The following is a 25,577-nucleotide window of genomic DNA, read 5'->3' on the forward strand; positions in this document are numbered from 1 at the left end:
TTTGCACCCTACCCCAGCTGATTGTCCGGCTCTGGGGCGGGGAACCGAATGAAGCCGGCGCGGTTGAGTGGCCAGTAACGGAGCACGGCGGTGCCGATCAAATCCTGCTCGGGTAGCGGTCCCCAGACATGGGAATCAAGGCTGGCGTTTCGGTTGTCCCCCAGCACCAAGAGCTGGTGATCGGGGACGGTCACCGGGCCAAAGTCGTAGTCGATCGCTTCGCTTCTCCAGGGTTCAGGCACCGGCTCTCCGTTCCGCAGCAGGTTGCCCCCACGGACTTCGATCACATCGCCGGGTTGTCCAATGACGCGCTTGATCAGGGCTGCGGTTGGGTCGTAGCCCGCATCCACGAGTTGTTGCGGAGCATGGAAGACGACCACGCTTCCGGTTGGAATGCCAGAACCGAGCTTGGGCCTGATTTTCTCCACAAGAATTCTGTCCTGCAGTTGCAGTGTGGGCAGCATCGAGCCCGAGGGAATCCAACGCGGTTCAATCACGGCCCAGCGCAGCACCAGGGCTATGCCCAACCAGACGAGGATTGACCTCCAGCCCTTTGCCGCAGAGCCGGGTGCTTGAGGCGGTGTCTCCATCGGTTGAGCCTGGACCGGCATGATCGCCACATCCTGATCAATGGCCCGGCTCGGTGCCTCTTCCCTCTCCCCACCCCTGCAGTGCCGAGGCGAATCTTCAGGCCGCACTGGAGCTGTTACTGGAGCTCAAACGCCAGGGCCTGAGCCGTCTGGTGCTTTGCCCTGGAAGCCGTTCAGCTCCATTGGCCTTGGCCGCTGGCTTGCTCGCGGAGCAGGGATTGGATTTGTTCTGCGGAGTGGATGAGCGCTCTGCGGCGTTTCTGGCCTTGGGCCTGAGTCGGGGCGATGGACGGCCGACAGCCCTGGTCACCACCTCGGGAACAGCGGTGGCCAACCTGCTGCCAGCTGTGGTGGAGGCTGATTTTGGGGCCATACCGCTGCTGGTGTTGAGCGCCGATCGCCCCCATCGTTTGAAGGGCTGTGGTGCCAATCAGACGGTCAATCAGGAGACCTTTCTGTCCACCTCCTGCCGGCGTTTTCTTCAGGGTGATCCCTCCGGCTTAGCGGCCATGGAGAGAGCGGCGCTGCGGGGACTCGCTCAGGAGGCCTGGTCAGCAGCACTGGTTCCCCCTTGGGGCCCCGTCCACTGCAACCTGCCCTTTGAGGAACCCCTGCATGCCTCGGGGGAGAGTCTCATCCGGTTGCAATCGGAGTTGCGATCGCTGGTTCTTGAGGAGGTCAGTGGCCATGGCTTCATCCCTGAGCCAGAGGCCCCTCCACCCTTGGATCTTGATCGTCCAGGCGTGGTGGTGGCCGGTCCCTGGCGCGGTAGCGCGGAAGCCCTCCCGGGGTTTGCCACTGCCTTGAAACGTCTGCAAGAGCGCACCGGTTGGCCGGTGTTCGCGGACGTGCTCTCGGGGTTGCGGGGTTGGCCGGGGTTGAAGTGCATCCACAGCTACGACCTCCTGCTGGCGGACGGTCACCGCCTACCCGCGTCACCCCAGCTGCTGCGCCTGGGCCCAGTGCCAGCCAGTCGCCGGCTCCAGGGCTGGATCCAGCAGTGCGCTGGGCCTCAGCTGTTGGTGACGGAGCAGGACCCCCGCAACCTCGATGCCGTGGGCAGCGCCACGGAGCGCTGGTCCGGTGGCTTGGAATCCTGGTGGCATCAGCTGCCTGAGGCCAGGCGGCAAGGGCACCCCTCAGGCGATAACCAGCGCTGGATCACCCGTTGGCTCGCCGCCGAGCAGCAGGTTCAGCAGCGGCTAGATGAGGAGCTCGATGGCTTTGACCCCTCCGAGCCTGCGTTGGCCCGATGCCTCAGCCGTCTGGTCCCGGCCCATTGGGGCCTGATGTTGGCCAGCAGTAGCCCCGTTCGGGATTGGGAAAGTTTCTCGGCCCCTGATGCTCCCTGCCGCCAGACCTATGGCTTCCGCGGAGCTTCTGGCATTGATGGAACGCTATCCATGGCGGCTGGTTTGGCCTGCAGCACTGGCCCCCTGCTGCTCGTCAGCGGCGATTTAGCCCTCCTGCACGATGCCAATGGATGGCTATGGCACCAGCAGCTTCGGGACCGTGCTGCTCGCTTGACGGTCGTGATGGTGGATAACGGCGGCGGCGGCATTTTTGAGCAGTTGCCGATCCGTCCGGCCTTGGATTTCGAGCTCCTGTTCGCCATGCCGCAAGCCTTGGACCCTCGGCGCTGGGCCGAGGGCTACGGCATTCCTTCGCGAGGCGTCGCGAGCCTGGCGGCGTTGCCAGAGGCTTTGGCTTGGGCGCAGGAGCAAACCCTGAGCCTGCTTGTGCTGCGGACCGACCGCCAGGCGGATGCCCAGTTGCGTCAGGCCTTGCGCCGCACAATGGTCCAACTCGCCACCAGCTGATGTCAGCCGCTGCGGTCGCCGTGCAGTGGATCCCCCAGGGCTCCTATGAGGACATCCTGTTTGATCTGAGCGACGAGGGCATCGCTCGGATTCAGATCAACCGCCCCCAGAAGCGCAATGCGTTTCGTCCCAAAACCGTCAGCGAACTGTTTGATGCGTTCTCACGGGTGCGAGACAACCCGAAGGTGGGAGTGGTCCTTTTCGGCGGCGTGGGTCCAGCCCCCGATGGCGGCTACGCCTTCTGTGCCGGGGGCGATCAGAGCGTCCGCGGGGACGGTGGCTATGTGGGGGATGACGGCCTGCCGCGACTGAATGTCCTCGATCTGCAGCGCCTGATCCGCAGCCTGCCCAAGGTGGTCATCGCTCTGGTGGCGGGTTACGCCATTGGTGGTGGTCAGGTCTTGCACCTGCTCTGTGACCTCAGCCTGGCGGCGGACAACGCACGGTTTGGCCAGACGGGACCCCGCGTGGGCAGCTTTGATGGCGGGTTTGGCGCGGGCTACCTCGCTCGGGTCGTCGGCCAACGCAAGGCCCGCGAAATCTGGTTTCTCTGCCGCCAGTACGGCGCCAAAGAGGCCCTGGACATGGGATTGGTGAACGCAGTGGTTCCCCTCGATCAGTTGGAAGCGGAGGGGGTGCGTTGGGCGCGCGAGGTGATGCAACACAGCCCCACCGCAATCCGTTGCCTGAAGGCGGCTTTCAATGCTGAGACCGATGGTCTGGCCGGCATCCAGGAACTGGCCGGTCAAGCCACCCATCTTTTCTATCGAACGGAGGAGGGGCAGGAGGGCAGAAATGCGTTCCTGGAGAAGCGTTCTCCTGATTTCTCCGGCTCCGACTGGCTGCCGTAGCACACCACCAGTCTTGTAGCTAGTCCTAGGTGAGACTGCTGCTCGACCCGTGACCTTCTCCCGTCCGACTGGCTTCGCCCTTGTGGCGCCCCTCGCTTTGGCCCTGCTTCCTCAGGTGGCTGAGGCGCGGCAACCCGATCCCATTCCCCCTCCAGCGCCAGTCATCAGCGACACGGTGGCTCTCTCGCGTATCCCCGTTGAGCTCAAGAGCCAGCAGGGTCTGCATCTGGTGTTGGACCGCCAGACCCGTCAGCTGATGGTCATGAAGGATGGCCGAATGCTGCATCGCTACCCCGCCGCCGTCGGCACCGATGGTTGGGAAACACCCGCCGGTACCCATCGCGTTCTCGAAAAGGTGGCCAAGCCGGTTTGGCAGCATCCGGGCAATGGAAACAAGGTGGGTCAAGGACCGAAGAATCCGCTGGGGTCCCGCTGGATTGGCTTCCATCGCAACTGCACCCCAAAGGAAAATGCTTGGGATGGTGAGCGCTATCTCAGCGTGAACGGCTGCACCGTGGCGGGCTTCCATGGCACCCCCCATCGCTGGACGGTCGGTCGCGCTGTCTCCCACGGCTGCGTGCGCCTCTACGAGGAAAACGTTCAGGAAGTGTTTGAGCTCGTCGAAGTCGGCACCTTGGTGACGGTTCTTCCCTAGGGACTGCCCGTAAAGTTGCGCCCACTTGCGATCCCATCGCCATGCGGGTGCTCTTTGCTGCGGCTGAATGTGCACCGATGGTCAAGGTGGGAGGCATGGGGGACGTCGTCGGCTCCCTGCCCCCGGCCTTGGCCCCGCTTGGCCATGACGTTCGTCTGATCATGCCCGGCTACGGCCGGTTGTGGAGCCTGCTGCAGATCCCCGCTGATCCCGTCTGGCGGGGGCACACGATGGGCACCGACTTTGCGGTGTTCGAAACCCGCCACCCCAGCAATGGTTTGCCTTTGTATCTGGTGGGGCACCCTGTCTTCGATCCTGAGCGGATCTACGGCGGGGAAGACGAGGACTGGCGTTTCACGTTTTTCGCCAGCGCTGTTTCCGAGTTTGCGTGGCACCACTGGAAGCCCGACATCCTGCACTGCCACGACTGGCATACCGGGATGATTCCGGTTTGGATGCACCAGGACCCCGAGATCAGCACGGTCTTCACCATCCACAACCTGAAGTACCAGGGTCCCTGGCGCTGGAAGCTGGACCGGATGACCTGGTGCCCCTGGTACATGCAGGGTGATCACACCATGGCGGCGGCCTTGCTCTACGCCGATCGGGTCAATGCGGTCTCACCCACCTATGCCCAAGAGATCCGGACACCCGAGTACGGCGAGAATCTCGATGGCCTGTTGAATTTTGTCAGCGGCAAGCTGCGCGGCATCCTCAACGGCATCGATCAAGACGCCTGGAATCCGGCTACCGATTCCAGCCTTCCCGCCAATTTTTCCGCGGATGATCTCTCGGGCCGCGCTGCTTGCAAGCGGGCTTTGCAGGAGCGCATGGGGCTGGCGGTGAATCCGGACAGCTACCTGATGGGTGTTGTGAGCCGTTTGGTCGACCAGAAGGGCATTGACCTGTTGCTTCAAGTGGCCGACCGGGTCTTGGCCTACTCCGACAGTCAGATCGTGGTGCTTGGAACGGGGGATCGTCACCTGGAGGCGGGCCTATGGCAGATGGCGTCCCGTTATCCAGGTCGCTTTGCGGTCTTCCTGACCTATGACGACGCGCTCTCGCGCTTGATCTACGCCGGTAGCGATTCGTTCTTGATGCCGAGCCGCTTTGAGCCATGCGGCATCAGTCAGCTCCTGGCGATGCGCTACGGCTCCATTCCGGTGGTGCGCCGCGTTGGTGGTCTGGTCGATACGGTTCCGCCCCATGACCCCAATGACCACTCCGGCACTGGCTTTGGCTTCGACCGCTACGAGCCCCTCGACTTCTACACCTCGATCGTTCGCTCCTGGGAGGCGTACCGCCATCGCCAGAGTTGGACGGAGCTGCAGCGGCGGGCGATGCAGGCCAACTTCAGTTGGGATCGCTCCGCCCTGGAGTACGACCGGATGTACAAGGAGGTCAAAGGCGTGAAGGAGCCCACTCCCGATGCCCAGGCCGTCGAGCAGTTCTCCCTGGGACAACAGGCTGATCCCAGCCGGCATGGAGAGGATCAAGGTTCTGAAGCCGTGCCGAATTCGGGCTTGCGGAATCCCCTCTCGCTGCTGCGCCGGCGGAACGCACGCTGAGCGCACCGCCACCTACTGAACGGCGCAGCAATCTGCCAGCGCCCTACCGGAATCCTTGGGTCTCCCTGGCGGAGGACCTTCGCGCTGTGCGTGCTGACCTCCTCCTGCGTGCTCAGGAGCTTTGGAGGCGCAATCGCCAGGGAACCCTGCCGGCACCGGCCTGGTGGCCGGCTGATCTGGCTCCCTTGTTTTGGCCCGGTCTAGGTCTGCTGCTGGTCGCTCTTGCCTTGGGATCAACAACCCTGTTGCTGAACAGATGGCCCATCACCCCGAATGCCGTGGAGGCACCGGCTCCTTCGTCTGTGATTCAAGAAGAGCTCGTGCCGCAGCAGGCCCCCAAGGCGATCAGCGAACCGACGGCGGCCCAAGAGGCTCCACTGCCGCCATCTCCGCTGGAGGAGGCGTTGATGGCGCCGATCCAGGAGCCGCCAGCCGATCTTGAGCCTGAAGGCCTGGAGGGCCCGTACGCCCCGGATCCCTTGGTTGAGCTCGTGCAGCGACCCGAGGCCGATGGCCTCTTGGTGCAGGCGGAGGGTGTGGCCGATCAATCCCTGCTGATCCTCCAGGTGCGGCGGGCATTCCCCGCCTTGAGCCAGCAGGAGCAGCAGCGTCGTGCGGAGCTCTGGCAGCAATGGGCGCTGCAGTTGGGGTACGACCACTTGGAGCTGCGCGATTCCCGCTCTGGCCTCATCGCCAGAGATGCCCTGGTGGGTGAAGGCATGATCGTCCTCGCTGAATCTCCGTCCACCTGAGCCGATGCAGCTTGGCGCTCTGATAGCCCGTTGGGGTGCACCCCAGGGTGCCCCACAGGAGTGGGAACCCGGGTCTGCTGAGGTCGAGATTTGCACCGACAGCCGGCAGCTCTGCGCCGGACAGCTGTTCATTCCCCTGGTGGGTGAGCGCTTTGATGGCCATGCGTTCTTGCCCCAGGCGGCGGCCATCGGTGCGCTGGCCGCCGTTGTTCAACGCGACAGGAAGGATCTTGTTCCCAAGGGATTTCTCCATTGGCTCGTCGATGACACCTTGGAGGCCTACCAGCAGTTGGCGTTGCTGCACCGCCAGATGCTGCGTTGCCCTGTGGTGGCCGTGACCGGCTCGGCGGGCAAGACCACCACGCGAGAACTGATTCGCTCCGCACTGCTGCCCCTGGGGCCTGTGCAAGCCAGCCGGGGCAATGAAAACAACGACATCGGCGTTCCGCTCACCTTGATGAACGCGGGCGAGCAACACCGGGCGGTGGTCGTCGAGATGGGGATGCGGGGTCTTGGCGAGATTGAACGCCTGAGTCACGCTGCGGCCCCGGACGTGGCGGTGGTGACCAATATCGGGACCGCTCACATTGGTCGCTTGGGCAGCCGCGAGGCGATTGCCCAGGCCAAGTTGGAAATCACGGCAGCCCTGCGACAGGACGGACTGCTCGTGGTGCCTGCCGGCGATCCCCTCCTAGAGGTGGCCCTCGCGCGGGTCTGGTCCGGCCGGGTCGCTCGGGTGGCCTTGGCGGATGAAGACGGCGCCAGGGATGCCGATTGGATCGGTGATTGGGAGGAAGCTGCGGGGGTGATCAGCGTCAATGGATCACGCATCCACCTGCCGCTGGACGGGCGCCATAACGCCCGCAATCTGCTCTTGGCCTTGGCCGTTGCCGCTGAATTGGGGGTGCCCACGGCCGCCCTGACGCAGATGGCCGTGGATGTGCCCGGAGGACGCAACCGCCGCCAGAAGATCGGTGGTCTGACCTTGTTGGATGAGACCTACAACGCCTCCCCAGAAGCCGTCTTGGCGGCCTTGGATCTCCTGGCAGGGCAGCCCGGCCGCCGTTTTGCGGTCCTCGGAACCATGCTTGAACTGGGGGATCAGAGTGTGGCCCTGCATCGTCAAGTGGCAGCGCGGGCAGCGGCCTTGGGCCTCGATGGCTTAGTGATCGTGGCAAGCGGAGCTGAAGCTGAGGCCATGGCCCAGGCCGCCACGGCCCTTCCCCGGTTAGCGGTGGTCGAGGAACCTGACCTCGCTGCTGGCCCGCTGCAGCAGTGGCTCTTGAGCGGTGATGTGCTGCTGCTTAAGGCGAGTCGCGGTGTTGCACTCGAGCGTCTGATTCCTCTGCTGCCTCAGGTTTGAGCCAGGCTGCCGCGTTCTTGCCCGCCTAGGACCAGTTCTCCTTCACCAGTTGCTTGGCTCGGCCCAAGGCCAAGGCACCAGCGGGAACATCTTTGGTCAAGGTGGAGCCGGCTCCCACCGTGACATTGGCCCCCAGGGTGATCGGCGCGACAAGCACCGAGTTGGCCCCGGTCTTGCTACCAGCGCCAATGACGGTCTGGTGTTTGTTGACCCCGTCGTAGTTCGCGGTGATGGTCCCTGCACCCACATTGACGTTTTCCCCCAGCTGGGCATCCCCGATGTAGCTGAGGTGATTGACCTTGCTTCCTGCGGCGATTTGGCTCTTTTTGACTTCGACAAAGTTGCCGATTCGGCAGTCCCGGGCCAGTTCGCTCCCGGGTCTGAGCTGGGCGTAGGGGCCAATCGAGCAGCGATCAGCGACGACTGCATCACGCAGGACTGAATAGAGCACTTCGACCTCTTCGCCAACGCTGGCGTTCTCGAGGAAGCTCCCGGGACCAATGCGGCAGCCCCGGCCGATGGTCGTGGTTCCGCGGAAATGGCACTGCGGTTCGACGACGACATCGCGATCGAAACGGGTGCCATCGCTGAGGGTGCAGCTGTCCGGATCGATAAAGGTCACGCCTTCGGCCATCCAATGGCGACGGAGGCGCTGCTGAATCACCGCTTCGCACTGGGCCAGCTGATAGCGGTCGTTGATGCCATTGATCTCATCGGCATCGGCGACCTCGAGGTGCATGGCGGGGCTGAGCATCGCCACGGTGTCCGTTAGGTACAGCTCCCCCTGGTCGTTATCCGTGCTGAGTTGGGGCAAGACCGCGGCCAGCTTCTTCCAGTTGAAGCAGTAGATCCCGGCGTTGGTGAGGTTGTTCGCCCTCTGCTCGTCCGTGCAATCGCGGTGCTCAACGATGGCTGAGACCTGGCCACTGGCATCGGCGAAGACCCGTCCATAGCCGGTTGGATCGTCCAGCCTTGCGGTCAACAACGTCACGGAAGCCTGGGAACTGCGGTGCTGCTCAAGCAGTGCCGTGATCGTCTCTTCCCGCAGCAGGGGCACATCACCATTGAGGACCAGAAGATCCCCGTCAAAATCCGCTAGGGGCGCCAGCAGCTGCTGGACGGCATGGCCGGTGCCGTTCTGGGGCTGCTGCAGGACAAACTCCAGCCCGTCGTGCTGGCTCAGGGATTGCTCGACGCGCTCGGCCTGGTGCCCGACGATCAGGATCTGGCGCTGCGGCTTCAGGGCACGGCAGCTGCCGAGTATACGCTCCACCAGGGTGGCTCCCGCGAGGGGCTGGAGCACCTTGGGCAGGTCGCTTTTCATGCGGGTGCCCTTTCCGGCAGCCAACACGGCAACGGCGAGCATCGGCAAGGGCAGGTAGCTGAGCGGGAATCTACTGGTGGTTGCCCGTCAGGCCCCAGCGCCGGCGCCAGGCACTGGTGCCCTCGACGTTGCCCTCTTGCATGGCCCGGGCCTGGGCCTGTTGCCGCCGTTGAAGGATCGTCTTGCGGTCCAGGCTGAAGCCGGGGTCGCGGTAGGGCTCTGCCGCGTTTGTGAGCAAATGCTCCTCCTCCATCGCCGACAGTGGGCGCAGGCGCGGACCGCGAGCGACGGGGGATGGGCTTGCGGCCGTGCCGCCGCTCCAATCCTGTTTGTGCTGTTGCAGACCGCAGGGGGCCTCGATCGCCGCCAGTTCCAGGCCGGCGAGCCGCAAGGCTTGCCTTATGGCTGCGGCACTGCAGTAGGTCAGCAGTTTGCCCTCGGGCCGCAAGAGGGCCCCCAGTGCACCGAGAAATTCAACGCTCCAGAGCTGAGGACAGCGACTGGGTGAGAAGGCATCCATCAGCACCAGATCGAACTGCCCCTTCAGCTGTTCAACAAGCGGTTGGACCCTTTCTCTGGCGTCTCCCCAAAGCATGCCTTCGCCGCTGCAGAGCTCTTGGAGGCGCGCCACCGTGCCGGGTTGCCATTGGGCGCAGAAGGCTGGGCTGGCGAGGGCTTGAGCCAAGGGCTCTTGGTCGAGCTCGAGTCCCCACCACTGCAGTGTGAGCTGGTGGCTGCCGCAGGCCTCTAGGAGTGCCGCCGTGTTGCAGCCCGTTCCAAGGCAAACATCGAGAACCCGAAGGCTGCTGCCTGGGGGAAAGCGCTCGAGCCCAGCCGGCTCGACAAACTTTTCACGCGCTTCGGTAAGGGCCCCGCGGCTGCTGTGGAAGGCTTCGCCGAACTCCGGACTGAACAGGCTGAAGCTGCCGTCGCCGGTGCTTCGGGCTTCAAGCTTGAAGCCGTTCGAGGTCATTCCAGAAGCCGGGGTAAGACACAGCCGCCGCTTCTGGGCGCTGGATCGTGGTCGCACTGGACGCGATCTGCGCTGCCACGGCCAGGCTCATGGCGACGCGGTGATCGGTTTCGCTGTCGACTTCAGCGCCGTGCAACTGGACACCACCTTGGATGGTCATTCCGTCGGGGAACTCTTCGATTTGTGCCCCCATGGCCCCGAGTTGACGGGCCATCACCGCCAGGCGATCGGTTTCCTTCACCCGGAGTTCCTCGGCTCCCGTCACCCGGCTGCGTCCCTCGGCGCAGCAGGCGGCGACCGCCAGCACGGGGATCTCATCCACCAGCCGGGGAATGAGATCGCTGCCGATGGTGAAGGCCTTCAAGGGGCCGTGGACCACATGCAGATCACCCACGGGCTCACCAGCCACATCCCGGGCATTGAGGACCTCAATGCGGGCCCCCATCTGCTCGAGGACATCGAGAATCCCCGTTCGGCTTGGGTTGAGACCGACGTTCTCGATGGTGAGGTCAGAGCCTGGGGTGATCGCACCAGCGACCAACCAGAAGGCTGCCGAACTGATATCTCCAGGGACAACGACGTCCTGGCCTTTGAGCCTCGCGCCCGGAATCACGGTGACCTCGGTTTGCCCGGCTCCCCCCACCGTGAGTTCTGCGCCAAAGGCGCGCAGCATCCGTTCGCTGTGGTCCCTGCTCTGGACCGGCTCGATCACCGTGGTCGGCCCGTCAGCCGTCAAGGCCGCCAGCAGGATGGCGCTCTTCACTTGGGCGGAAGCGACCGGGGTGCGAATCGTTGCCCCCTTGAGTTGACGGCCCTCGATTGCCAGTGGGGCCAAGTTCCCGCCCGCGCGTCCATGGATGCTGGCGCCCATTTCCGCCAGGGGGCCACCCACCCGCTTCATCGGCCTGCGCCGCAGGGAGTCGTCACCGGTCACAACGAAGTGGCGTCCGCAGCGCCCCGCCAGTAGGCCAAGCATGAGGCGCATGGTCGTGCCGGAATTGCCGCAATCCAGCACGCTCTCGGGTTCTCGGAAACCGTCGAGGCCGACGCCTTCGACGACCACGGTCTTCCCGGCTTCGATTGCCGAGACTTCGACCCCCATCGCCCGCAAACAGGCGGCGGTGCTCAAGGGATCCTCAGCTGGAAGCAGTCCCTCGATTCGGGTCGTCCCCTCGGCGATGGCTCCAAAGAGCAGAGCGCGATGGGAGATCGACTTGTCCCCAGGGACCCGAACGTGGCCCTTGAGGCTGCGGCCGGTAGTGGTGCCCAGGGCGAGCGACATGGAGAACGACTTGGTTTCAGCGAGCGTAGGAAGTGATTGAAATTCAGCTCTTCTCGCCAAACTGAGACCACCCACCCAAACGGGTTCATGGCTGAGCAACTTCCGTCTCTCTTTGGCTTTCTCGCTCTGATCCAGGACAACCCGGAGCTTCGTGCACGCCTGAATGAGGTCTGCACTGTCGATGAAGTGGCGGCGATCGCGACGGAGATGGGTCACCCCTTTGAGGCGGCCACGTTGTTGGGTGTCTTCGAGCGCTGCAACGAGGCTTCGGTGGCTCGATCTGGGCTGATGGATGAGAAGTTGATTCGCGTCTATCTGCAACGGGACGCGCTGCTCTAACCGAGCATTAGCCCTCCCCCATTACTCAGGCACTCCTGCCAGCTCTGGAGGTCAAAGAGGAGCTCCTGGAGAGTTAGTTGCTTGAGCTCTCGATCCAGGGCGGCCTGAAGCCGTCGTCCCATGCTGTTGAGCACCTGCTGTTCAGCTCGGCTGCTCTCCCCGGGGGCGTTCAGCGCCAGGGGCGCCCCGACCGCGTTGAGGACTTCGCTGACTGGAATGGATTCAGCTCGGCGGCTGAGGCGGTAGCCCCCCTGACGGCCTCGTTTGGCTTCCACGAGGTCGGCTCGCCGCAGTTGCAGGAGCAGTTGCTCGAGCGTCGGAGCCGGAAGCCCCTGGGCTTCTGCGATGTCATTGACCGAACACCAGCGTGGGCTGGCCATGGCGAGGTGCAGCAACGCCTGGAGTGCCTGTAGACCACTGCGCCGCAGCATGGCTTAGGTCGGCCGTTGTAGTCGCTCGAGAACCTGCTCGAGCACGTAGCCAAACAGGGCCGGGTCGGGATCCTGTTGACCGACATCGGCCAATCCCAGTTCCTCCCAGCGCTCGTCCAAGCGGGCCTCCAGGTCGGCGGGCCGCTGTAGGGGCTCACCCCAGGGGTGGTTGCGCTCGGGTCCCATCTTCGTTGTGGCATCGATTGCGAGGCGCCCCCCCAGTCCCAGTTGCTCGCTTGCGAAATCGAGGGTGTCGAATGGCGTGTTCTCGAGGACGAAGAGATCCCGCTGCGGATCGACCAAGGAGCTGATCGCCCAGATCACCTGCCGAGGATCGCGAATATTGATCGACTGATCGACGACAACGACGAACTTGGTGTAGGTGAATTGGGGTAGAGCACTCCAGAAGGCCATGGCTGCTCTCTTGGCTTGGCCCGGATAGGCCTTATCGATGGCGATCACCGCCAGCTTGTAACTGAGGCCCTCCATGGGGAGGAAGAAGTCGACAATTTCAGGGATTTGCTGGCGCAGGATCGGCGTGTAGATCCGATTGAGGGCGATCGCCAACATGGCGTCCTCCTTGGGCGGACGCCCGCTGAAGGTGGTGAAGTAGGTCGGATTACGCCGTTGGGTGACGCATTGGATGCGCACCAGTGGTGACGGCTCAACACCTCCGTAAAAGCCCATGTGATCGCCAAAGGGGCCGTCGGGCAGTTCTTCCCCGGGGGTAATCGTTCCTTCCAGCACGATTTCGCTGTGGCTTGGAACCTCCAGGTCCACGGTTTTGCACTTCGCCAGACGCACCCCCTCACCGGCGTAGAGCCCAGCAAAGAGCCACTCGCTCAGTTGCACCGGAATCGGGGTGGCGGCAGCCATCACCAGCAGAGGGTGAACGCCGATGGCAATGGCAATCTCCAGCGGCTTGCCCAGGGCTGCGGCCTTGCGCAGGTGGCGCGCACCGCCCCGCACGCTCAGCCAGTGCACGGTCATCGTGTTGATGGACTGCTGCTGAAGCCGATAGACCCCGACGTTTGGGGTGCCGGTCTCTGGGTCCTTGGTGATGACCAGGCCGAGGGTGATGATGCGGCCGGCATCACCCGGCCAGGGCCGAAGCAGCGGCAGGCGATCGAGGTCAACGGCATCGCCCTGGAAAACCTCCTGTCTGCAAGGGGGCAACAGGTCGAGGTCGGGCTTGGCCTTCAGCACATCCAGCAAGACGGAGCCGAACCGGATGGCTTCCCGCGGACCTTTGGGGGGTTTGGGTTGCTGGAGCAGAGCCAGGCGCTCCCCAAGGGCCTCCAGCTCCTCGGGCCTCTCCATCCCCATCGACCAGAGGACCCGCTCCAGGGTCCCCAGCAAATTCACCGCTACCGGAATGCTCGAGCCTTTGACGTTCTCGAAGAGCAGGGCTGGGCCGCCACAGCCCAAGACCCGATCGGCAATCGCTGCAAGCTCGAGATCGGGGTCCACAGGGGCACTGATGCGGCGCAGTTGGCCCCGCGCTTCCAGTAGCTCCAGAAAGCCCCTGAGATCACGTTGGGATCCATTCGCGTTAGCCGCAGATCCCATGGCGCTCTCAACTTTTCAGCAGGTTCTGCCTACTGTGACGCACCCCCTTGAGCCACTGCGGTCGTGCAGATCTCCTATTTCCACACCTCGGAGAACGTTCCCAGCCTGCGCCCCGTGGCTGAGGGTGGGCCCGATGCGGCCGTGGTGATCGATGTCCTGCGGGCCACCACCACCATCGCCTGTGCACTGCAGAGCGGTGCCGAAGCGATTCAGGCCTTCGCGGACCTCGAGGCCCTCAACCAGGCGGCTGATGCCTGGGTGCCCGAGCGCTGCCTCCGGGCTGGGGAACGGGGCGGTCAGCGGGTCCAGGGCTATGACCTGGGGAATTCCCCTCTGGCGGTCACTCCAGAGGTGGTGGGCGGCAAGCGCATCTTCATCAGCACCACCAATGGAACCCGCTCGCTGGAGGCGGTCAAACCTGTGCCGCTGCTGGTCACGGCCTGCCTGCCTAATCGAACCGCCGTCGCTAAACGACTGATCGACCATGGGGTCGAGCGGGTTTGGGTCGTCGGCAGTGGCTGGGAGGGCGACTACTCCCTGGAGGACAGCCTGGCGGCCGGCGCCGTGATTTCTGCCGCGATGGAATTGGCCGTCTCTCCCCACGTCGGGGTGCGCTGTGCCAATGACGAAGCCTTGGCTGCCCTGGCCCTGTGGCAACAGTGGCGCCATGACACCGAAACGTGCTTGCGGGCGGCGAGCCACGGCCAACGTCTGATGGGTTTGGGGAACCACGACGCCGATTTCGCCTGCTGTGCGGCCGTCGACACCATGACCATGGTTCCCACCCAAACCAGCCCGGGCGTTCTGCAGGCCGCTTGATCCCATTGCGGCCACCCTTACAGTGGTCTCGGTGGCAAAACTCCAGCGTTGACAAGCTTTCTGGCTGCGGCAATCCAGCTCAATAGCAGCGCTGATCTAACCGCCAATTTCGCTGCCGCCGAAGAGCAGATTGAGCTGGCTGTTCGCCGTGGTGCCGAGTTGGTCGGCTTGCCGGAGAACTTCGCCTTCATGGGCGAGGACAGCCAGCGCCTTGAGCAGGCCGCGCTGATCGCAGAGCAGGCGCAGCGCTTTCTGATCACCATGGCTCGCCGCTATCAGGTGACCCTGATGGGCGGTGGTTATCCGGTTCCCGCTGGATCTGGACTGACCAGCAACCGGGCCGAGTTGGTGGCGAAGGACGGTCAAATCCTGGCGACCTACGACAAGATTCACCTTTTCGACGTCGATTTGCCTGACGGCAACACCTACCAGGAATCGGCGACCGTTCAACCCGGAAACGCCTTGCCTCCTGTGGTGGCGGTTCCCGGCCTCTGCCGCGTTGGCCTCTCCATTTGCTACGACGTTCGCTTCCCTGAGCTCTACCGGCACCTGGCTGCCGAGGGGGCTGATCTGTTGTTCATCCCCGCGGCCTTCACCGCCTTTACGGGCAAGGACCACTGGAATGTTCTGTTGCAGGCACGCGCCATCGAGAACACGGCCTACGTGGTTGCCCCGGCGCAGACAGGCCAGCACGGAGCGCGACGCCAGACCCACGGCCATTCCCTGGTGATCGATCCTTGGGGCACCGTTCTCTCGGATGCCGGCACCTCCGTGGGGCAGGCCGTGGCACCCATCGACGTCGGCCATCGCCAGCGGATTCAGGCTCAGATGCCAAGCCTTCAGCACCGCAAACCCGCTTTGTTTTAAGGCGAGATCTGTGTCGCCACAGACGCTGCATCGCCCAGTCAGACGCTTGTCTCGTCTGGGATTAGCCCTGCTGCTTCCCTGCGTAACGCTCCTCTCGGCGCTTCCGGCCCGCGCCTGGAGTGCTCTGTCGGCCTGGGCCATCAGTCGCGACGGTGTTCTGGAGCTGAGGACCCCACCAGCCACCCGTCTTCAGGCTTTTTTTGAGGGGGGTAGCGGTGGTGTGGGCCCTCGGATCTGGGTGGACCTGCCCGGGGCGCCTCAACGCTCCAGAACCTTGGCGGGCAATGGTGCGATTCGAGAGGTTCGCATCGGTCGACCGACCGACAACGCCACGCGCTTGGTGATTGAGTTTGAGCCTGGCACCCGGCTGGATCCCCGTCAGATCAAGTTGGTTGGTACCGATGTCGATCGTTGGTCCATGGACTTTGGACCGAGTGTCCGCGGTCTTCGGGCCATCGGCGAAGGAAGTCTCGAACGCCCCCAAGGCCCCAGTTGGCGCGCCCTTCCGCCCCCTGCCCTGCAGCTGCCCCGCGGACCGATTCCCAAACTTGGGGACCTTCCATCGGTTCCCGCGGGTCGTTACACGGTGGTCCTCGACCCCGGCCATGGCGGCCCGGATCCTGGGGCGATCGGAATCAACAACCTGCGGGAGACGGACGTCGTTCTCGATGTGAGTCTCCAGGTGGCTCAGATCCTTCAGGCCAAGGGTGTTCGCGTCCTCTTAACCCGTTCCTCGGAAGTGGATGTGGACTTGCCTCCTCGGGTGGCGCTGGCCAATAACAACCGTGCGGACTTGTTTGTGAGCATCCACGCCAATGCCCTGAGCATGAATCGCCCAGACGTCAATGGTGTGGAGACCTTCTACTTCCAAGGAGGCCGCTCCTTGAGCTTGGCCCAATCGATTCAGAACCAGCTCTTGGCAGCTTCACCGGGAACGCCTGACCGGGGAGCGCGCTCCGGTCGCTTCTTTGTGATTCGCCGCACGGTGATGCCGGCGGCTTTGGTGGAGATGGGCTTTGTCACGGGGCAATTGGATGCACCCCGATTGGCCGATCCCGGTTTCCGCCGGCGGCTGGCTGTTGCTATCGCTATGGGCATCCTCAATTACCTGGTGGCTTACCCATGAGTGGGGCCCCCATCGGTCTGTTTGATTCCGGCGTTGGCGGTTTAAGCATCTGGCGTCAGGTGGTGCATGCTCTGCCAGCTGAGTCCTTGCTGTACGTGGCGGATCAGGCCCATGTTCCCTATGGCAACCGCTCGGCAACCGAGATTCAGGCCAACAGCTTGGCGATTGCTGACTATCTGGTTGCTGAAGGTTGCAAGGCGATTGTGGTGGCCTGCAACACCGCTTCAGCCGTGGCGTTGGAACCCCTGCGACAGCGCTTCCCCAAGCTGCCGATCTTGGGCTTAGAGCCGGCGGTGAAGCCTGCGGTTCAGCTGACCCGCTCCGGAGTGGTGGGAGTGATGGCCACGCCGGCAACTTTTCAAGGGCAGCTGTATCGCGCCACCGTCGGTCGCTATGCCACGGCCGTTCAGGTGGTGGAGCAGGTCTGCGTGGGTCTGGCGGAGCTGGTAGAGCAGGGCGACCTGGAGGGCTCCGACTGCGATGCCAGGTTGATGAGCTATCTCCAGCCGATGCTGGCTGCTGGTGCCGACACGATTGTTTTGGGCTGCACCCACTACCCCTTTGTGATCGAGTCCATCCGCCGTCTTGTGGGCCCGGCGATGGCGGTCCTGGACCCTGCTCCTGCCGTGGCACGTCATCTAGCGGATGTTTTGGAGAAGGCCGGTCTTTTGGCCTCTGGTCAACAGGGGGCCATGGCGCAGCCCTCCCGGTACCTCTTTGCCACCACCGCTGATCCTTCGGCCTTCAATCGAGCCCTCGCGCGGCTGGTGGGCGTGAACAGCTCCTGTCAGGCGTTGATCTGGATGCCGCGTTCTGATGAATCCCGCTGTCTTGGCCCCGCTTAGGCAGCGGTCGGAGGTTGGCGCCTTCTAGGATCAATCCACCGCTGGGGGTCATGGCCACCGTTGCAGAGCTGCTACAGCCCGTCGAGTCCGATCTCGAGGCTCTGCTGAGTGATCTCCGCAGCCTGATCGGTGCTGGCCATCCGATTCTTCAGGCCGCTGCAGAGCACCTGTTCAGTGCGGGTGGTAAGCGGCTCCGTCCTGGCATTGTTCTCCTGATTTCCCGGGCCCTCGCGCCCCAGGGTGAGCTCACCAGTCGCCATCGGCGCCTGGCTGAGATCACTGAGATGATCCATACGGCCTCACTCGTCCATGACGACGTCGTGGATGAAGCCTCCACGCGTCGTGGGGTGGACACAGTTCACAGCCGTTTCAACCACCGCGTTGCGGTTCTGGCCGGCGACTTCCTGTTTGCTCAGGCCAGCTGGCACCTCGCCAACCTCGACAACCTCGAGGTGGTCAAGCTGCTCTCCCGCGTGATCATGGATCTCGCCGATGGAGAAGTGAAGCAAGGTCTCTACCGCTACGACACGGGCCAGAGCTTCGAGACCTATCTCGAGAAGAGCTACTGCAAGACCGCGTCCTTGATCGCCAACAGCGCTCGGGCTGCTGGAGTGCTGAGTGATCTGCCCGAAGCCCAGCTCGATGACCTCTATCGCTTTGGCCGTCAACTCGGTCTGGCGTTCCAGGTGGTCGATGACATCCTCGATTTCACCGGCAGCGATCAACAGCTGGGTAAGCCAGCCGCCAGCGACCTGGCCAGTGGCTATTTGACTGCTCCAGCGTTGTACGCCCTTGAGGAGCGCCCTGCCTTGGCTGTCCTGATTGAGCGTGAGTTCAACCAAGAAGGTGATCTGGAGCAAGCTCTTGAGTTGGTTCGCGGCAGTAACGCCATTCAGCGCTCCCGCACCTTGGCTGAAACCTTCGCCAACGAGGCCTATGAAGCCTTGAGCTTCCTGCCACCCTCCGATTGCCGTACGGCACTGTTGGAGTTACCCGAGTTTGTTCTGAGTCGTCTCTACTGAGTTCCTTCGTTCAGTAGAGCTAAAACATCTTGGAGTGAGTCGAGAAAGTCAGTGACCTTGTTCGGGTAGAGATTTCGATCGGCCCCTGGTGCCGGCACCACAAAGACGCGGCAGCCGGCAGCCAAGGCGGCTTGCGCCCCGGCTGGTGAGTCTTCGAATGCCCAGCTTTCCTCGCAGCTCACCCCCAAGCGCTGGGCGGCGAGTTGAAAGACGTCCGGATGGGGCTTGCCGCGTTTGAGCTCCGGGTCGTCTCCATGGACCCGTTCTTGTATCGCTTCAAGCCAGGGGTGTGGCTTGGCTTTGAGCTTCACCGCATCCCCTGAGCTGCTGGTGGCCAGGGCCATCGGTAGGCCCAGGTCGAGGCAGCGTTGAACAAGGGCCTGAGCCCCTGCCATCGGTTGGGCCTGGATCAAGAGCGCCTCGGCGATCGGCTGTCGGATGGCCAAGAGTGCCTCAGTGCTGGGGACGTCCAGGCCGCTTGCGCTGATCCACTGGCGGACCTGATCGGCGCAGTCCAGGCGCCGGCGCCCCCGCAATTGCATGAGCTCTCCCTCGCTTAGGGCTCGACCGAAGTGACGGGCGGCCTGCTGCCAGGCCTGCGCATGCAGGGGTTCGGTATCGAGCAGCAGCCCATCGAGGTCAAACAGGCAGCCAGCGGGATGAGCCATCACCCCATCCTGAACCCTGCAACAGCGTTACAGCGCTTCAGAGAGGGCTTTTTCCTCGCTTGAATGGCTCCATTGCGTTGTCGATGGACCATGTCCGAGACCGGGATCGAGTCGGTGCTCAATGAAGCGCGGGTGTTTGATCCACCGGCGGCCCTATCCGCAGCGGCTCGGATCGGCTCATTGCAGGCCTATCGCGATCTGGCGGCCCGTGCCCAGGCCGATCCCGATTCCTTCTGGGGTGAGGCCGCTCGGCAGGAATTGCATTGGTTTAAGCCGTTTGAGACGGTGCTCGATTGGAGCAATCCACCCTTTGCGCGCTGGTTTGAGGGGGGGCAAACGAATCTCTCCTACAACTGTTTGGATCGCCACCTCAATGGGCCTCGGGCGGACAAGACGGCCCTGATCTGGGAAGGCGAACCGGGTGATGTGCGCCGCTTCAGCTACCGCGAACTGCATGCGGAAGTTTGCAAAGCCGCCAACGCCCTGAAGGCCCTGGGCATCGGTAAAGGTGACCTGGTGGCCCTCTACATGCCAATGGTTCCTGAGGCTGCCATTGCCATGTTGGCCTGTGCCCGTATCGGCGCACCCCATTCCGTGGTCTTCGGTGGGTTCTCCGCCGATGCCCTGCGCGATCGTCTGATCGATGGCGAGGCCAAAGTCGTCATCACCGCTGATGGCGGCTTCCGCAAGGACAAGCCCGTTTCCCTGAAGCCCGCCGTTGATGAAGCGCTGGCGGCCAAAGGTGGGGCTCCAAGCGTTGACCACGTCCTTGTGGTCAAGCGCATCGACTCTGGCTGTGGCATGGAGTTCGGCCGCGACCACTGGTGGCATGAGCTGGTGGATGGCCAGAGCAGCGACTGCGCGGCCGAGCCGATGGAGAGCGAAGACCGCCTCTTCGTCCTTTACACCTCGGGTTCCACGGGGAAACCCAAGGGTGTGGTTCACACCACGGCCGGCTACAACCTCTGGGCTCACCTGACCTTCCAGTGGATCTTCGACATCCGTGAAGACGATGTGCACTGGTGCACGGCGGATGTGGGCTGGATCACCGGCCACAGCTACATCGTCTACGGACCCCTTTCAAACGGCGCCACGACGGTGATGTATGAGGGTGCGCCTCGCCCCAGCAAGCCGGGTGCCTTCTGGGAGCTGATCGAGAAACACCGCTGCACGATTTTCTACACCGCACCAACGGCGATTCGCGCCTTCATGAAGAGCGGCCGTGAGGTGCCGGATCAGTACGACATGAGCTCCCTTCGGATCCTTGGCACCGTGGGTGAGCCGATTAATCCGGAGGCCTGGATCTGGTATCGGGATGTGATTGGTGGAGGACGGTGTCCGATCGTCGACACCTGGTGGCAGACCGAAACCGGGGGGGTGATGATCAGCCCCCTGCCTGGGGCGACACCGACCAAGCCGGGCTCAGCAACCCTTCCCCTTCCAGGCATTCAGGCCGACATCGTCGACCACGACGGCAACTCCCAAGGAGCCGATCAAGGGGGTTACCTCGCGATTCGTCGGCCCTGGCCGGGGATGATGCGAACGGTGCACGGGGATCCCGACCGTTTCCGCAAGAGCTACTGGGAAGAGATTCGCCCTGCTGATGGGTCCCACATCTATTTCGCCGGTGATGGTGCTCGCCGCGATGCCGACGGCTACTTCTGGGTGATGGGCCGGGTCGACGACGTGATCAACGTCAGCGGCCACCGCCTTGGGACGATGGAAATTGAAAGCGCCCTGGTGAGCCACCCCGCCGTGGCCGAATCCGCTGTGGTGGGCCGCCCGGATGATCTCAAGGGTGAGGGCATCGTGGCCTTCGTCACCCTTGAGGCCGGTCGCAGTGGTGATGACGCCTTGATTGCAGAGCTTCGCAGCCATGTGGGCAAAGAGATCGGTCCCATTGCCCGCCCCGATGTGATCAAGTTCAGCGACGCCCTTCCGAAGACCCGCAGCGGCAAGATCATGCGCCGAATCCTGCGTTCCCTGGCTGCCGGTCAGGAGGTCAGTGGCGACACCTCAACCCTCGAGGATCGCTCGGTCCTCGATCAGTTGCGGGTCTGATTCGGGCTCTTCCACCACTGCAGCAGTTGATCGGCCAGTTGATCCAGTTCCCTCTGCCGGGCTGGATCATCGGCCCATCCCCCCAGCAGGTTTTGGCGAAGCCCGGCGCTGGCTGGGGTCAGGTGATCCCCAGCCCGCTCGATCAATTGGGAGTTGTCTTGGCTCCGGTTTTGAAGCACCTGCAGAAGACGTGCACTCTGATCGAGTTGGTCGCTGCGAAAGCGCACTAGCAGGTTGTTGGCTTGGCTGTAATTCCGCGCGATCAGGCGCAGCGTCTCCTCGGGGGACGGACTGAACTCACTGGTTACCCCAAGGGCTGGTCCGAGCTCTGCCAGGAGTGGCACGCTGCGCTCCGCGGAGAAGTTGTTGAAGCTCATCGCGGCCAATGCGCTGCAGCCTCGACCGTTATCTGGAGCGAGCAGGTGAAGTTTGCAGCCCAGGCTGTGGCCGAGCCGCAGTGGTGCGGGCTGCTCGGGGTCCCGCCTCTGGCGAAAGGCCTTCCAGGCTTGATTGGCCTGGGCCTGATGGTCAAACCCTGGGACGTAGCTCCAGGCATGGATCGCGAACCCCTGCCGCGCCAGCGCTTCCAAGAGCCGTCGGTAGCTGATCTGCGGTGTCGCGGCCAGGTAGCTGCCGCCAATGAACTCGACCAATCCCTTGGGTTGGGGAGGGGTCCAGCACCAAAGACTTCCCCGCTGCCGCCAGCTCACGCGGCCTGCAGGCGCTTCAGGCAATCCAGGGCCTCACGGCGATGGGCCGGTCCGTCCAGGAGATTGTTGAAGACGTGGCGGACCACCCCCGCAGCGTCGATGACGTAGGTGACACGACCCGGCAGAAGGCCCAGCACACCGGGCACACCAAAGGCTTTTCTCAGCTGGTTGTTGTGATCCACCAGCAGCGGATAGGGCAGGTTGTGGCGGCTGGCGAAGCGCTGGTGACTGTTGGCGTTGTCGCCACTGACTCCCCAAACCTCCGCCCCCAGAGCTTGCAGGTCTGCGTAGCTATCGCGGAAGGCGCAGGCTTCCATCGTGCAGCCTGGGGTGTCGTCCTTGGGATAGAAGAACAGCACGAGGGACTTGCCGGACAGTTGATCGCTGCGGCGCTCAATGCCGTTCTGATCCTGTAGGGCGATCAGGGGAGCGCGATTACCGCTCTTCAGGGCTTGGGCCAAGGCCGACTCAACAGTTCCTCAAACCCTAGGGAGGGGCTGGCCAAGGCTGAGATCATGGGGCCACTGCAGAGGTGGAGATGGCCAGGGGTGACGCTGAGATGGGCGATCAACAGACGCTCTCTGCTTGGGAGCAGGTTGATCTGCTCAGTCTGGTCAGTGGATCTGTGTCAGTGGCACGTACCGAGCCGGAGCCGGAAGCTGAGCATCAACCGGTTCCGGAATCTTTCTTGGACCCCGTCCCTGATCTGCCTGAGCAACCTGATCCCTCCCCAGTCGCTAGTGCCTCGCCGCCGGGGCCACCTGAGCGACTCTTGATCCTCGACACGGAGACCACGGGACTCTCCCCAGGTGAGCACCGCTGTATCGAGGTCGGCGCCGTTCTGTTTTCAGTTCCAGATCGCTCCGTGCTCAGTCAGGTCTCGTTCCTCTTGCCTTGCCAGAGCAATGCGGCTGAGCCAGTGAATGGCATCGCACCAGCCCTGACCCAACGTCCTCAGCCCTGGCAGGCCGGCTTGGCCTGCTTCGAGGCGATGGTCGACGCCGCTGATCTGTTGCTGGCCCATAACGCTGCCTTCGATCAACAGTGGTTCGGCCTTGGTTCGCTCCCTGCCTTGACGAAACCCTGGCTCTGCTCGATGGAGGACATTCGCTGGCCCCAGGAGCGCCAGCTGCGATCCACACCTTCGGTCCGTGATCTGGCCTTGGCCTACGGCGTTCCGGTTTGGGCGGCCCATCGCGCCTTGACCGACTGCATTTATTTAGCCCAGGTGTTTGAGCGCTGTGATGACCTCGAGAGCCTTTTGCTGCAGGCGATGGAGCCGCGCCGCCTCTATAGGGCACGCCTGTCCTATGAGGAGCGCCACAAGGCCCGTGAGGCTGGATTCCGCTGGAATCAGCCGGTCAGTGGAGCCTGGAGTCGCCGTTTGTCAGAGCGGGAGGTGGCGCTGCTGAACTTTCCGGTTGCTCCGGTTGATGAGGCAGGTGACCTGCGCAGCGCCTGATTTGCTTCAGCAACAGGAAGCGGACCCGCTCATTTCACGGACTGTGTGAGCAAGTTCTTCATTTTGGTGGGTGAGTTCTGGTTGAACGCATGTCTGCTCATGCTCGTGGTCATCCCTCAAGGCCCTGTGCGGTCAGTAAGGTCCAGCGCTGGCAGCGCAGCCGCACGTGGGCACGTCTGATCCGTGAAGCGGAAGCCCTTTGGCATGTGGATGTGCGCGAACTTCATCGCCTGGCGGCGCTGGAGTTGTCGCAATTGCTTGAGGAGGTGCCGCCGGGTCTGCGTCCCAGAGTTAACCGCTGGCTCCAGGGCTATCACGTGATGACACGACTGGAGTCCGATTCAAAGAGTTAACCCGTCCCTGTCGGATTCAGGACACAAAAAAACCACCCCGGGAGAGGTGGCTCTTGGTGAACTTGCCGGTGATCAAATCGGAGCGGCGGGATTTGAACCCACGACCCCCACTACCCCAAAGTGGTGCGCTACCAAGCTGCGCTACGCCCCGGCGAGAAAGAAGTTATCACAGCGCTTTGCCGCGTTTCGAGCGAATTTTTCTCAGCATCCTGCGGCTCAGTTGTTCGCGGTTTAAGCCCGCATAGCCCCAGAGGCGGAGGGCCTGGGCCAGCTCCCTCAATTCCCGCAGGTTCATCGAGGCCAGGCGCAGTTCAGGGACCTTCTGCCAGGCGTTGGCAGCGGGCGGCAAAGCACTGCCAAGACGACCGGGCTTCAGGCTGGAGAGCGCTCCATCGGCCATCCATTCGGGCACCAGGACAAACAGCACGGCCAGCAACCCGTAGAGCTCCACCAAGCCACGGGGGAGGGGATGCAACTGCCGAGGGGCGTTGGTCTCAGCCGATTCGGTGATAGGTCTTGGCTCCGCGTCAGCGCCGGAGCCATTGTTCCGCAACCGACGCTCACTCCCAAGGGGGGCAGAGTCAGAGCTGTCCGTTTCAGATCACCTCAGCAGGTCGACTCTGGGGGGAGCTGGGGCTCTCCAGGGCCGGTGGGTCTTTCCAGAGCATCGGTGATTCAGTGCTGGGCGCCAGGCGGACATACCAAAACACCAGGGCAAACACCAAGCCCAAAGTGGCCAGCATTCCAATGATCACGGTGCGATCGGGCAACGGATTCATCAGACCTGATCCACGCGCAAACACTGCATTCGCATCGGCAGTTGCTCAAGGGTGAGTTCATCACCGCGAAGGATCATTTCCATGCCGTCGCTGCTGTAGCGGACTCCGGGTTCATTGCTTTGCAGCCGAAAGAAGGTTCTGCGGTGACCACCGCTGATCAGTGAGGCTTGGGATTGGTTCCGCTCGATCACGAGCATGCCCTTGTCATGGCAGAGGTAGTGGTCTTTGATCGCGTAGTCCTCCCACCACGGGGACTGCATGGCTTGAGCCATGAGTAGGGCGAATCCGAGCATCAGAGGCCGATGGGGGTGTTGTCTCCCCGAAGGACGCAGTGGCTGACGCTCCAGTCATAGTGCTGCCAAACCGCGGCGGGAAGTTGGTAATGGCAGCCCTCCCACTGCTGGTCGAGCAACACACCTTGCGGTTGGGCTGAGCAGTAGGGGCGGCTGCCCGGGCGTGCCAAGTACTGCTGGTGGTACCCCTCGGCGAAGAAGAAGGGTTGACCAACAGCGATTTCCGTGGTGATGGCTCCTTTCCCTGCGCCATCTAGTAGCTGTTGGTAGCGATCACAGGACGCCTTGGCGACCTCCAGGAGCTTCGGGTCGTGGACGTAGATCGAGGAGCGGTACTGGGTGCCGGTGTCATTCCCCTGGGCCATGCCCTGGGTTGGGTTGTGGCACTCCCAGAAGAGCTTCAGGAGATCGCTGAAATCCACCGCATTCACATCCCAAACCACACGCACCACTTCCGTGTGGCCCGTCCGGCCCGAGCAAACCTCCTCATAGGTGGGGTTAGGGGTGTAGCCACCGGCATAACCGACCGCTGTGGTGATGACCCCTGGAAGTCGCCAGAACCCTTTTTCCGCGCCCCAGAAACAACCGCAGCCAAAGAGGGCTTCCTGTTGGCTGGTGCTCAAGGGGGCCTTCAGCGCCGTGCCCAGCACCACGTGCCTCTCGGCGGTGTTGATGGGATCGGGGCGCCCTGGCAGGGCGGCTTCTGGAGCGATCAGGTTTGCTTTGGATCCACCCATTCCCTGAAACAGTCCGAACACCACAGAAGCCTTTGCTGGCAAGAGCCTAGAGAGTTCAACCCTCGGCCGAAGTGGATTCCAGTGCGATGTGATTCAGCAGCGTTGTGGTGAAGGCAAAGAGCAAAAACGGCAACGACAACACCAGGATCAGTCCGACGCCAACAAGAGCGACCAAGGGTTTACTGGCGCCCATTAGGGCGAGTCCGGCCGCCAGGCTGACAAAAATCACCAACATCCAGATCAGGATTTGGCCGTAGATATCGCCAAACGTCAGGGTGCAGCGCAGGCGGTAGGCGGTGCTGGTGAGCATGGGACGCT

Annotated in this window: 29 protein-coding genes and 1 tRNA gene; 15 read left to right on the forward strand and 15 right to left on the reverse strand. The window is 63.2% G+C overall.

The genetic code is table 11. The annotated features are described in order from the left end of the window. Window positions 1–8: 8 nt before the first annotated feature. On the reverse strand, window positions 9–590 hold the full coding sequence (gene lepB / locus MY494_RS00860; RefSeq protein ID WP_247910857.1) for a signal peptidase I: 582 nt from the start codon (window positions 588–590) through the stop codon (window positions 9–11). 53 nt (window positions 591–643) lie between these two features. Here lepB and menD point away from each other — a divergent pair, with 53 nt between their 5' ends. The 6 genes from menD (at window position 644) to murF (ending at window position 7,599) form a co-directional block, all read left to right on the forward strand. Then, the gene (gene menD, locus MY494_RS00865; RefSeq protein WP_247910858.1) at window positions 644–2,410 is read left to right on the forward strand and encodes a 2-succinyl-5-enolpyruvyl-6-hydroxy-3-cyclohexene-1-carboxylic-acid synthase; all 1,767 of its coding nucleotides are present in this window, start codon (window positions 644–646) and stop codon (window positions 2,408–2,410) included. Continuing rightward, a complete protein-coding gene (gene menB / locus MY494_RS00870; RefSeq protein ID WP_247910859.1) occupies window positions 2,410–3,261 on the forward strand; it encodes a 1,4-dihydroxy-2-naphthoyl-CoA synthase in 852 nt (283 codons plus the stop codon). The genes menD and menB overlap by 1 nt, the downstream gene beginning before the upstream one ends. Window positions 3,262–3,310: 49 nt before the next feature. Further along, the gene (locus tag MY494_RS00875) at window positions 3,311–3,916 is read left to right on the forward strand and encodes a L,D-transpeptidase (RefSeq protein ID WP_247910860.1); all 606 of its coding nucleotides are present in this window, start codon (window positions 3,311–3,313) and stop codon (window positions 3,914–3,916) included. 41 nt (window positions 3,917–3,957) lie between these two features. Then, window positions 3,958–5,484, forward strand: coding sequence for a glycogen synthase GlgA (gene glgA / locus MY494_RS00880; RefSeq protein WP_247910861.1), 1,527 nt, complete (start codon window positions 3,958–3,960; stop codon window positions 5,482–5,484). 86 nt (window positions 5,485–5,570) lie between these two features. After that, window positions 5,571–6,236 (forward strand): hypothetical protein, encoded by a 666-nt coding sequence (locus MY494_RS00885; RefSeq protein ID WP_247910862.1) that lies wholly within the window; start codon window positions 5,571–5,573, stop codon window positions 6,234–6,236. Between the two features lie 4 nt (window positions 6,237–6,240). Then, window positions 6,241–7,599, forward strand: coding sequence for a UDP-N-acetylmuramoyl-tripeptide--D-alanyl-D-alanine ligase (gene murF, locus MY494_RS00890; RefSeq protein WP_247910863.1), 1,359 nt, complete (start codon window positions 6,241–6,243; stop codon window positions 7,597–7,599). 25 nt (window positions 7,600–7,624) lie between these two features. Here murF and glmU read toward each other — a convergent pair whose 3' ends face one another. Genes glmU through aroA form a run of 3 tightly spaced genes read right to left on the reverse strand, consistent with a single transcriptional unit; the run spans window position 7,625 to window position 11,178 of the window. Then, entirely contained in the window at window positions 7,625–8,965 is a 1,341-nt protein-coding gene (glmU, locus tag MY494_RS00895; protein WP_247910864.1) for a bifunctional UDP-N-acetylglucosamine diphosphorylase/glucosamine-1-phosphate N-acetyltransferase GlmU, read from the reverse strand. A gap of 28 nt (window positions 8,966–8,993) precedes the next feature. Continuing rightward, entirely contained in the window at window positions 8,994–9,896 is a 903-nt protein-coding gene (locus MY494_RS00900; RefSeq protein ID WP_247910865.1) for a tRNA (5-methylaminomethyl-2-thiouridine)(34)-methyltransferase MnmD, read from the reverse strand. After that, window positions 9,871–11,178, reverse strand: coding sequence for a 3-phosphoshikimate 1-carboxyvinyltransferase (aroA, locus tag MY494_RS00905; protein WP_247910866.1), 1,308 nt, complete (start codon window positions 11,176–11,178; stop codon window positions 9,871–9,873). Before aroA ends, MY494_RS00900 begins: the two co-directional genes overlap by 26 nt. An 87-nt stretch (window positions 11,179–11,265) precedes the next feature. Between aroA and MY494_RS00910 the strand changes: the two genes are divergently transcribed. Next, window positions 11,266–11,517 (forward strand): Nif11-like leader peptide family natural product precursor, encoded by a 252-nt coding sequence (locus MY494_RS00910; RefSeq protein ID WP_247910867.1) that lies wholly within the window; start codon window positions 11,266–11,268, stop codon window positions 11,515–11,517. On the opposite strand, the gene MY494_RS00915 is transcribed toward MY494_RS00910, so the two are convergent. Beyond that, window positions 11,514–11,948: an Rrf2 family transcriptional regulator gene (locus tag MY494_RS00915; RefSeq protein WP_247910868.1), complete on the reverse strand. Its 435-nt coding sequence runs from the start codon at window positions 11,946–11,948 to the stop codon at window positions 11,514–11,516. The two genes, MY494_RS00910 and MY494_RS00915, sit on opposite strands and share 4 nt — an antisense overlap. 3 nt (window positions 11,949–11,951) lie before the next feature. Then, window positions 11,952–13,517, reverse strand: coding sequence for a UbiD family decarboxylase (locus MY494_RS00920; protein ID WP_247910869.1), 1,566 nt, complete (start codon window positions 13,515–13,517; stop codon window positions 11,952–11,954). 63 nt (window positions 13,518–13,580) lie between these two features. Here MY494_RS00920 and MY494_RS00925 point away from each other — a divergent pair, with 63 nt between their 5' ends. The 5 genes from MY494_RS00925 to sds are packed head-to-tail and all read left to right on the forward strand — an operon-like array spanning window position 13,581 to window position 18,196. Continuing rightward, window positions 13,581–14,336 carry a 2-phosphosulfolactate phosphatase family protein gene (locus MY494_RS00925; protein WP_247910870.1) on the forward strand — a complete coding sequence of 252 codons (756 nt, stop codon included), beginning with the start codon at window positions 13,581–13,583 and terminating at the stop codon, window positions 14,334–14,336. A gap of 48 nt (window positions 14,337–14,384) precedes the next feature. Beyond that, complete coding sequence (locus MY494_RS00930; RefSeq protein ID WP_247910871.1) at window positions 14,385–15,203, forward strand: carbon-nitrogen hydrolase family protein; 819 nt, start codon at window positions 14,385–14,387, stop codon at window positions 15,201–15,203. A gap of 46 nt (window positions 15,204–15,249) precedes the next feature. Continuing rightward, window positions 15,250–16,329 carry an N-acetylmuramoyl-L-alanine amidase gene (locus MY494_RS00935; protein WP_247910872.1) on the forward strand — a complete coding sequence of 360 codons (1,080 nt, stop codon included), beginning with the start codon at window positions 15,250–15,252 and terminating at the stop codon, window positions 16,327–16,329. Continuing rightward, window positions 16,326–17,174, forward strand: a complete 849-nt coding sequence (murI, locus tag MY494_RS00940; protein ID WP_247910873.1) for a glutamate racemase — start codon at window positions 16,326–16,328, stop codon at window positions 17,172–17,174. Before MY494_RS00935 ends, murI begins: the two co-directional genes overlap by 4 nt. Window positions 17,175–17,224: 50 nt before the next feature. Then, window positions 17,225–18,196 (forward strand): solanesyl diphosphate synthase, encoded by a 972-nt coding sequence (sds, locus tag MY494_RS00945; RefSeq protein ID WP_247910874.1) that lies wholly within the window; start codon window positions 17,225–17,227, stop codon window positions 18,194–18,196. Here sds and MY494_RS00950 read toward each other — a convergent pair. Then, window positions 18,190–18,864 carry an HAD family phosphatase gene (locus MY494_RS00950; protein ID WP_247910875.1) on the reverse strand — a complete coding sequence of 225 codons (675 nt, stop codon included), beginning with the start codon at window positions 18,862–18,864 and terminating at the stop codon, window positions 18,190–18,192. The genes sds and MY494_RS00950 overlap by 7 nt on opposite strands. 90 nt (window positions 18,865–18,954) lie before the next feature. Between MY494_RS00950 and acs the strand changes: the two genes are divergently transcribed. Then, the gene (gene acs / locus MY494_RS00955; RefSeq protein WP_247910876.1) at window positions 18,955–20,925 is read left to right on the forward strand and encodes an acetate--CoA ligase; all 1,971 of its coding nucleotides are present in this window, start codon (window positions 18,955–18,957) and stop codon (window positions 20,923–20,925) included. Here the strand turns inward: acs and MY494_RS00960 are convergent. Together MY494_RS00960 and MY494_RS00965 are read right to left on the reverse strand one after the other, a co-directional pair. After that, a complete protein-coding gene (locus tag MY494_RS00960; RefSeq protein ID WP_247912084.1) occupies window positions 20,910–21,635 on the reverse strand; it encodes a DUF1350 family protein in 726 nt (241 codons plus the stop codon). The two genes, acs and MY494_RS00960, sit on opposite strands and share 16 nt — an antisense overlap. Next, window positions 21,632–22,096: a peroxiredoxin gene (locus MY494_RS00965; RefSeq protein ID WP_247910877.1), complete on the reverse strand. Its 465-nt coding sequence runs from the start codon at window positions 22,094–22,096 to the stop codon at window positions 21,632–21,634. Before MY494_RS00965 ends, MY494_RS00960 begins: the two co-directional genes overlap by 4 nt. Before the next feature lie 77 nt (window positions 22,097–22,173). Between MY494_RS00965 and MY494_RS00970 the strand changes: the two genes are divergently transcribed. Both MY494_RS00970 and MY494_RS00975 read left to right on the forward strand, forming a co-directional pair. Continuing rightward, window positions 22,174–23,097 carry a 3'-5' exonuclease gene (locus tag MY494_RS00970; protein ID WP_247910878.1) on the forward strand — a complete coding sequence of 308 codons (924 nt, stop codon included), beginning with the start codon at window positions 22,174–22,176 and terminating at the stop codon, window positions 23,095–23,097. A gap of 89 nt (window positions 23,098–23,186) precedes the next feature. Beyond that, complete coding sequence (locus MY494_RS00975; protein ID WP_247910879.1) at window positions 23,187–23,450, forward strand: hypothetical protein; 264 nt, start codon at window positions 23,187–23,189, stop codon at window positions 23,448–23,450. 77 nt (window positions 23,451–23,527) lie between these two features. On the opposite strand, the gene MY494_RS00980 is transcribed toward MY494_RS00975, so the two are convergent. The 6 genes from MY494_RS00980 to MY494_RS01005 all read right to left on the reverse strand — a co-directional run bounded on the left by MY494_RS00980 (window position 23,528) and on the right by MY494_RS01005 (window position 25,569). After that, a tRNA-Pro gene (locus MY494_RS00980) sits at window positions 23,528–23,601 on the reverse strand. Between the two features lie 15 nt (window positions 23,602–23,616). Next, entirely contained in the window at window positions 23,617–23,925 is a 309-nt protein-coding gene (locus tag MY494_RS00985) for a hypothetical protein (protein ID WP_247910880.1), read from the reverse strand. A gap of 121 nt (window positions 23,926–24,046) precedes the next feature. Further along, window positions 24,047–24,229, reverse strand: a complete 183-nt coding sequence (locus MY494_RS00990; RefSeq protein ID WP_247910881.1) for a hypothetical protein — start codon at window positions 24,227–24,229, stop codon at window positions 24,047–24,049. Continuing rightward, entirely contained in the window at window positions 24,229–24,489 is a 261-nt protein-coding gene (locus tag MY494_RS00995; RefSeq protein WP_247910882.1) for a hypothetical protein, read from the reverse strand. The genes MY494_RS00990 and MY494_RS00995 overlap by 1 nt, the downstream gene beginning before the upstream one ends. Window positions 24,490–24,521: 32 nt before the next feature. Then, window positions 24,522–25,259, reverse strand: a complete 738-nt coding sequence (gene msrA / locus MY494_RS01000) for a peptide-methionine (S)-S-oxide reductase MsrA (protein WP_371820731.1) — start codon at window positions 25,257–25,259, stop codon at window positions 24,522–24,524. A gap of 55 nt (window positions 25,260–25,314) precedes the next feature. After that, window positions 25,315–25,569 carry a hypothetical protein gene (locus tag MY494_RS01005; RefSeq protein ID WP_247910884.1) on the reverse strand — a complete coding sequence of 85 codons (255 nt, stop codon included), beginning with the start codon at window positions 25,567–25,569 and terminating at the stop codon, window positions 25,315–25,317. Window positions 25,570–25,577: the final 8 nt, after the last annotated feature.

The organism is Synechococcus sp. A10-1-5-1, assembly GCF_023115425.1.
Classification (GTDB): domain Bacteria; phylum Cyanobacteriota; class Cyanobacteriia; order PCC-6307; family Cyanobiaceae; genus Vulcanococcus.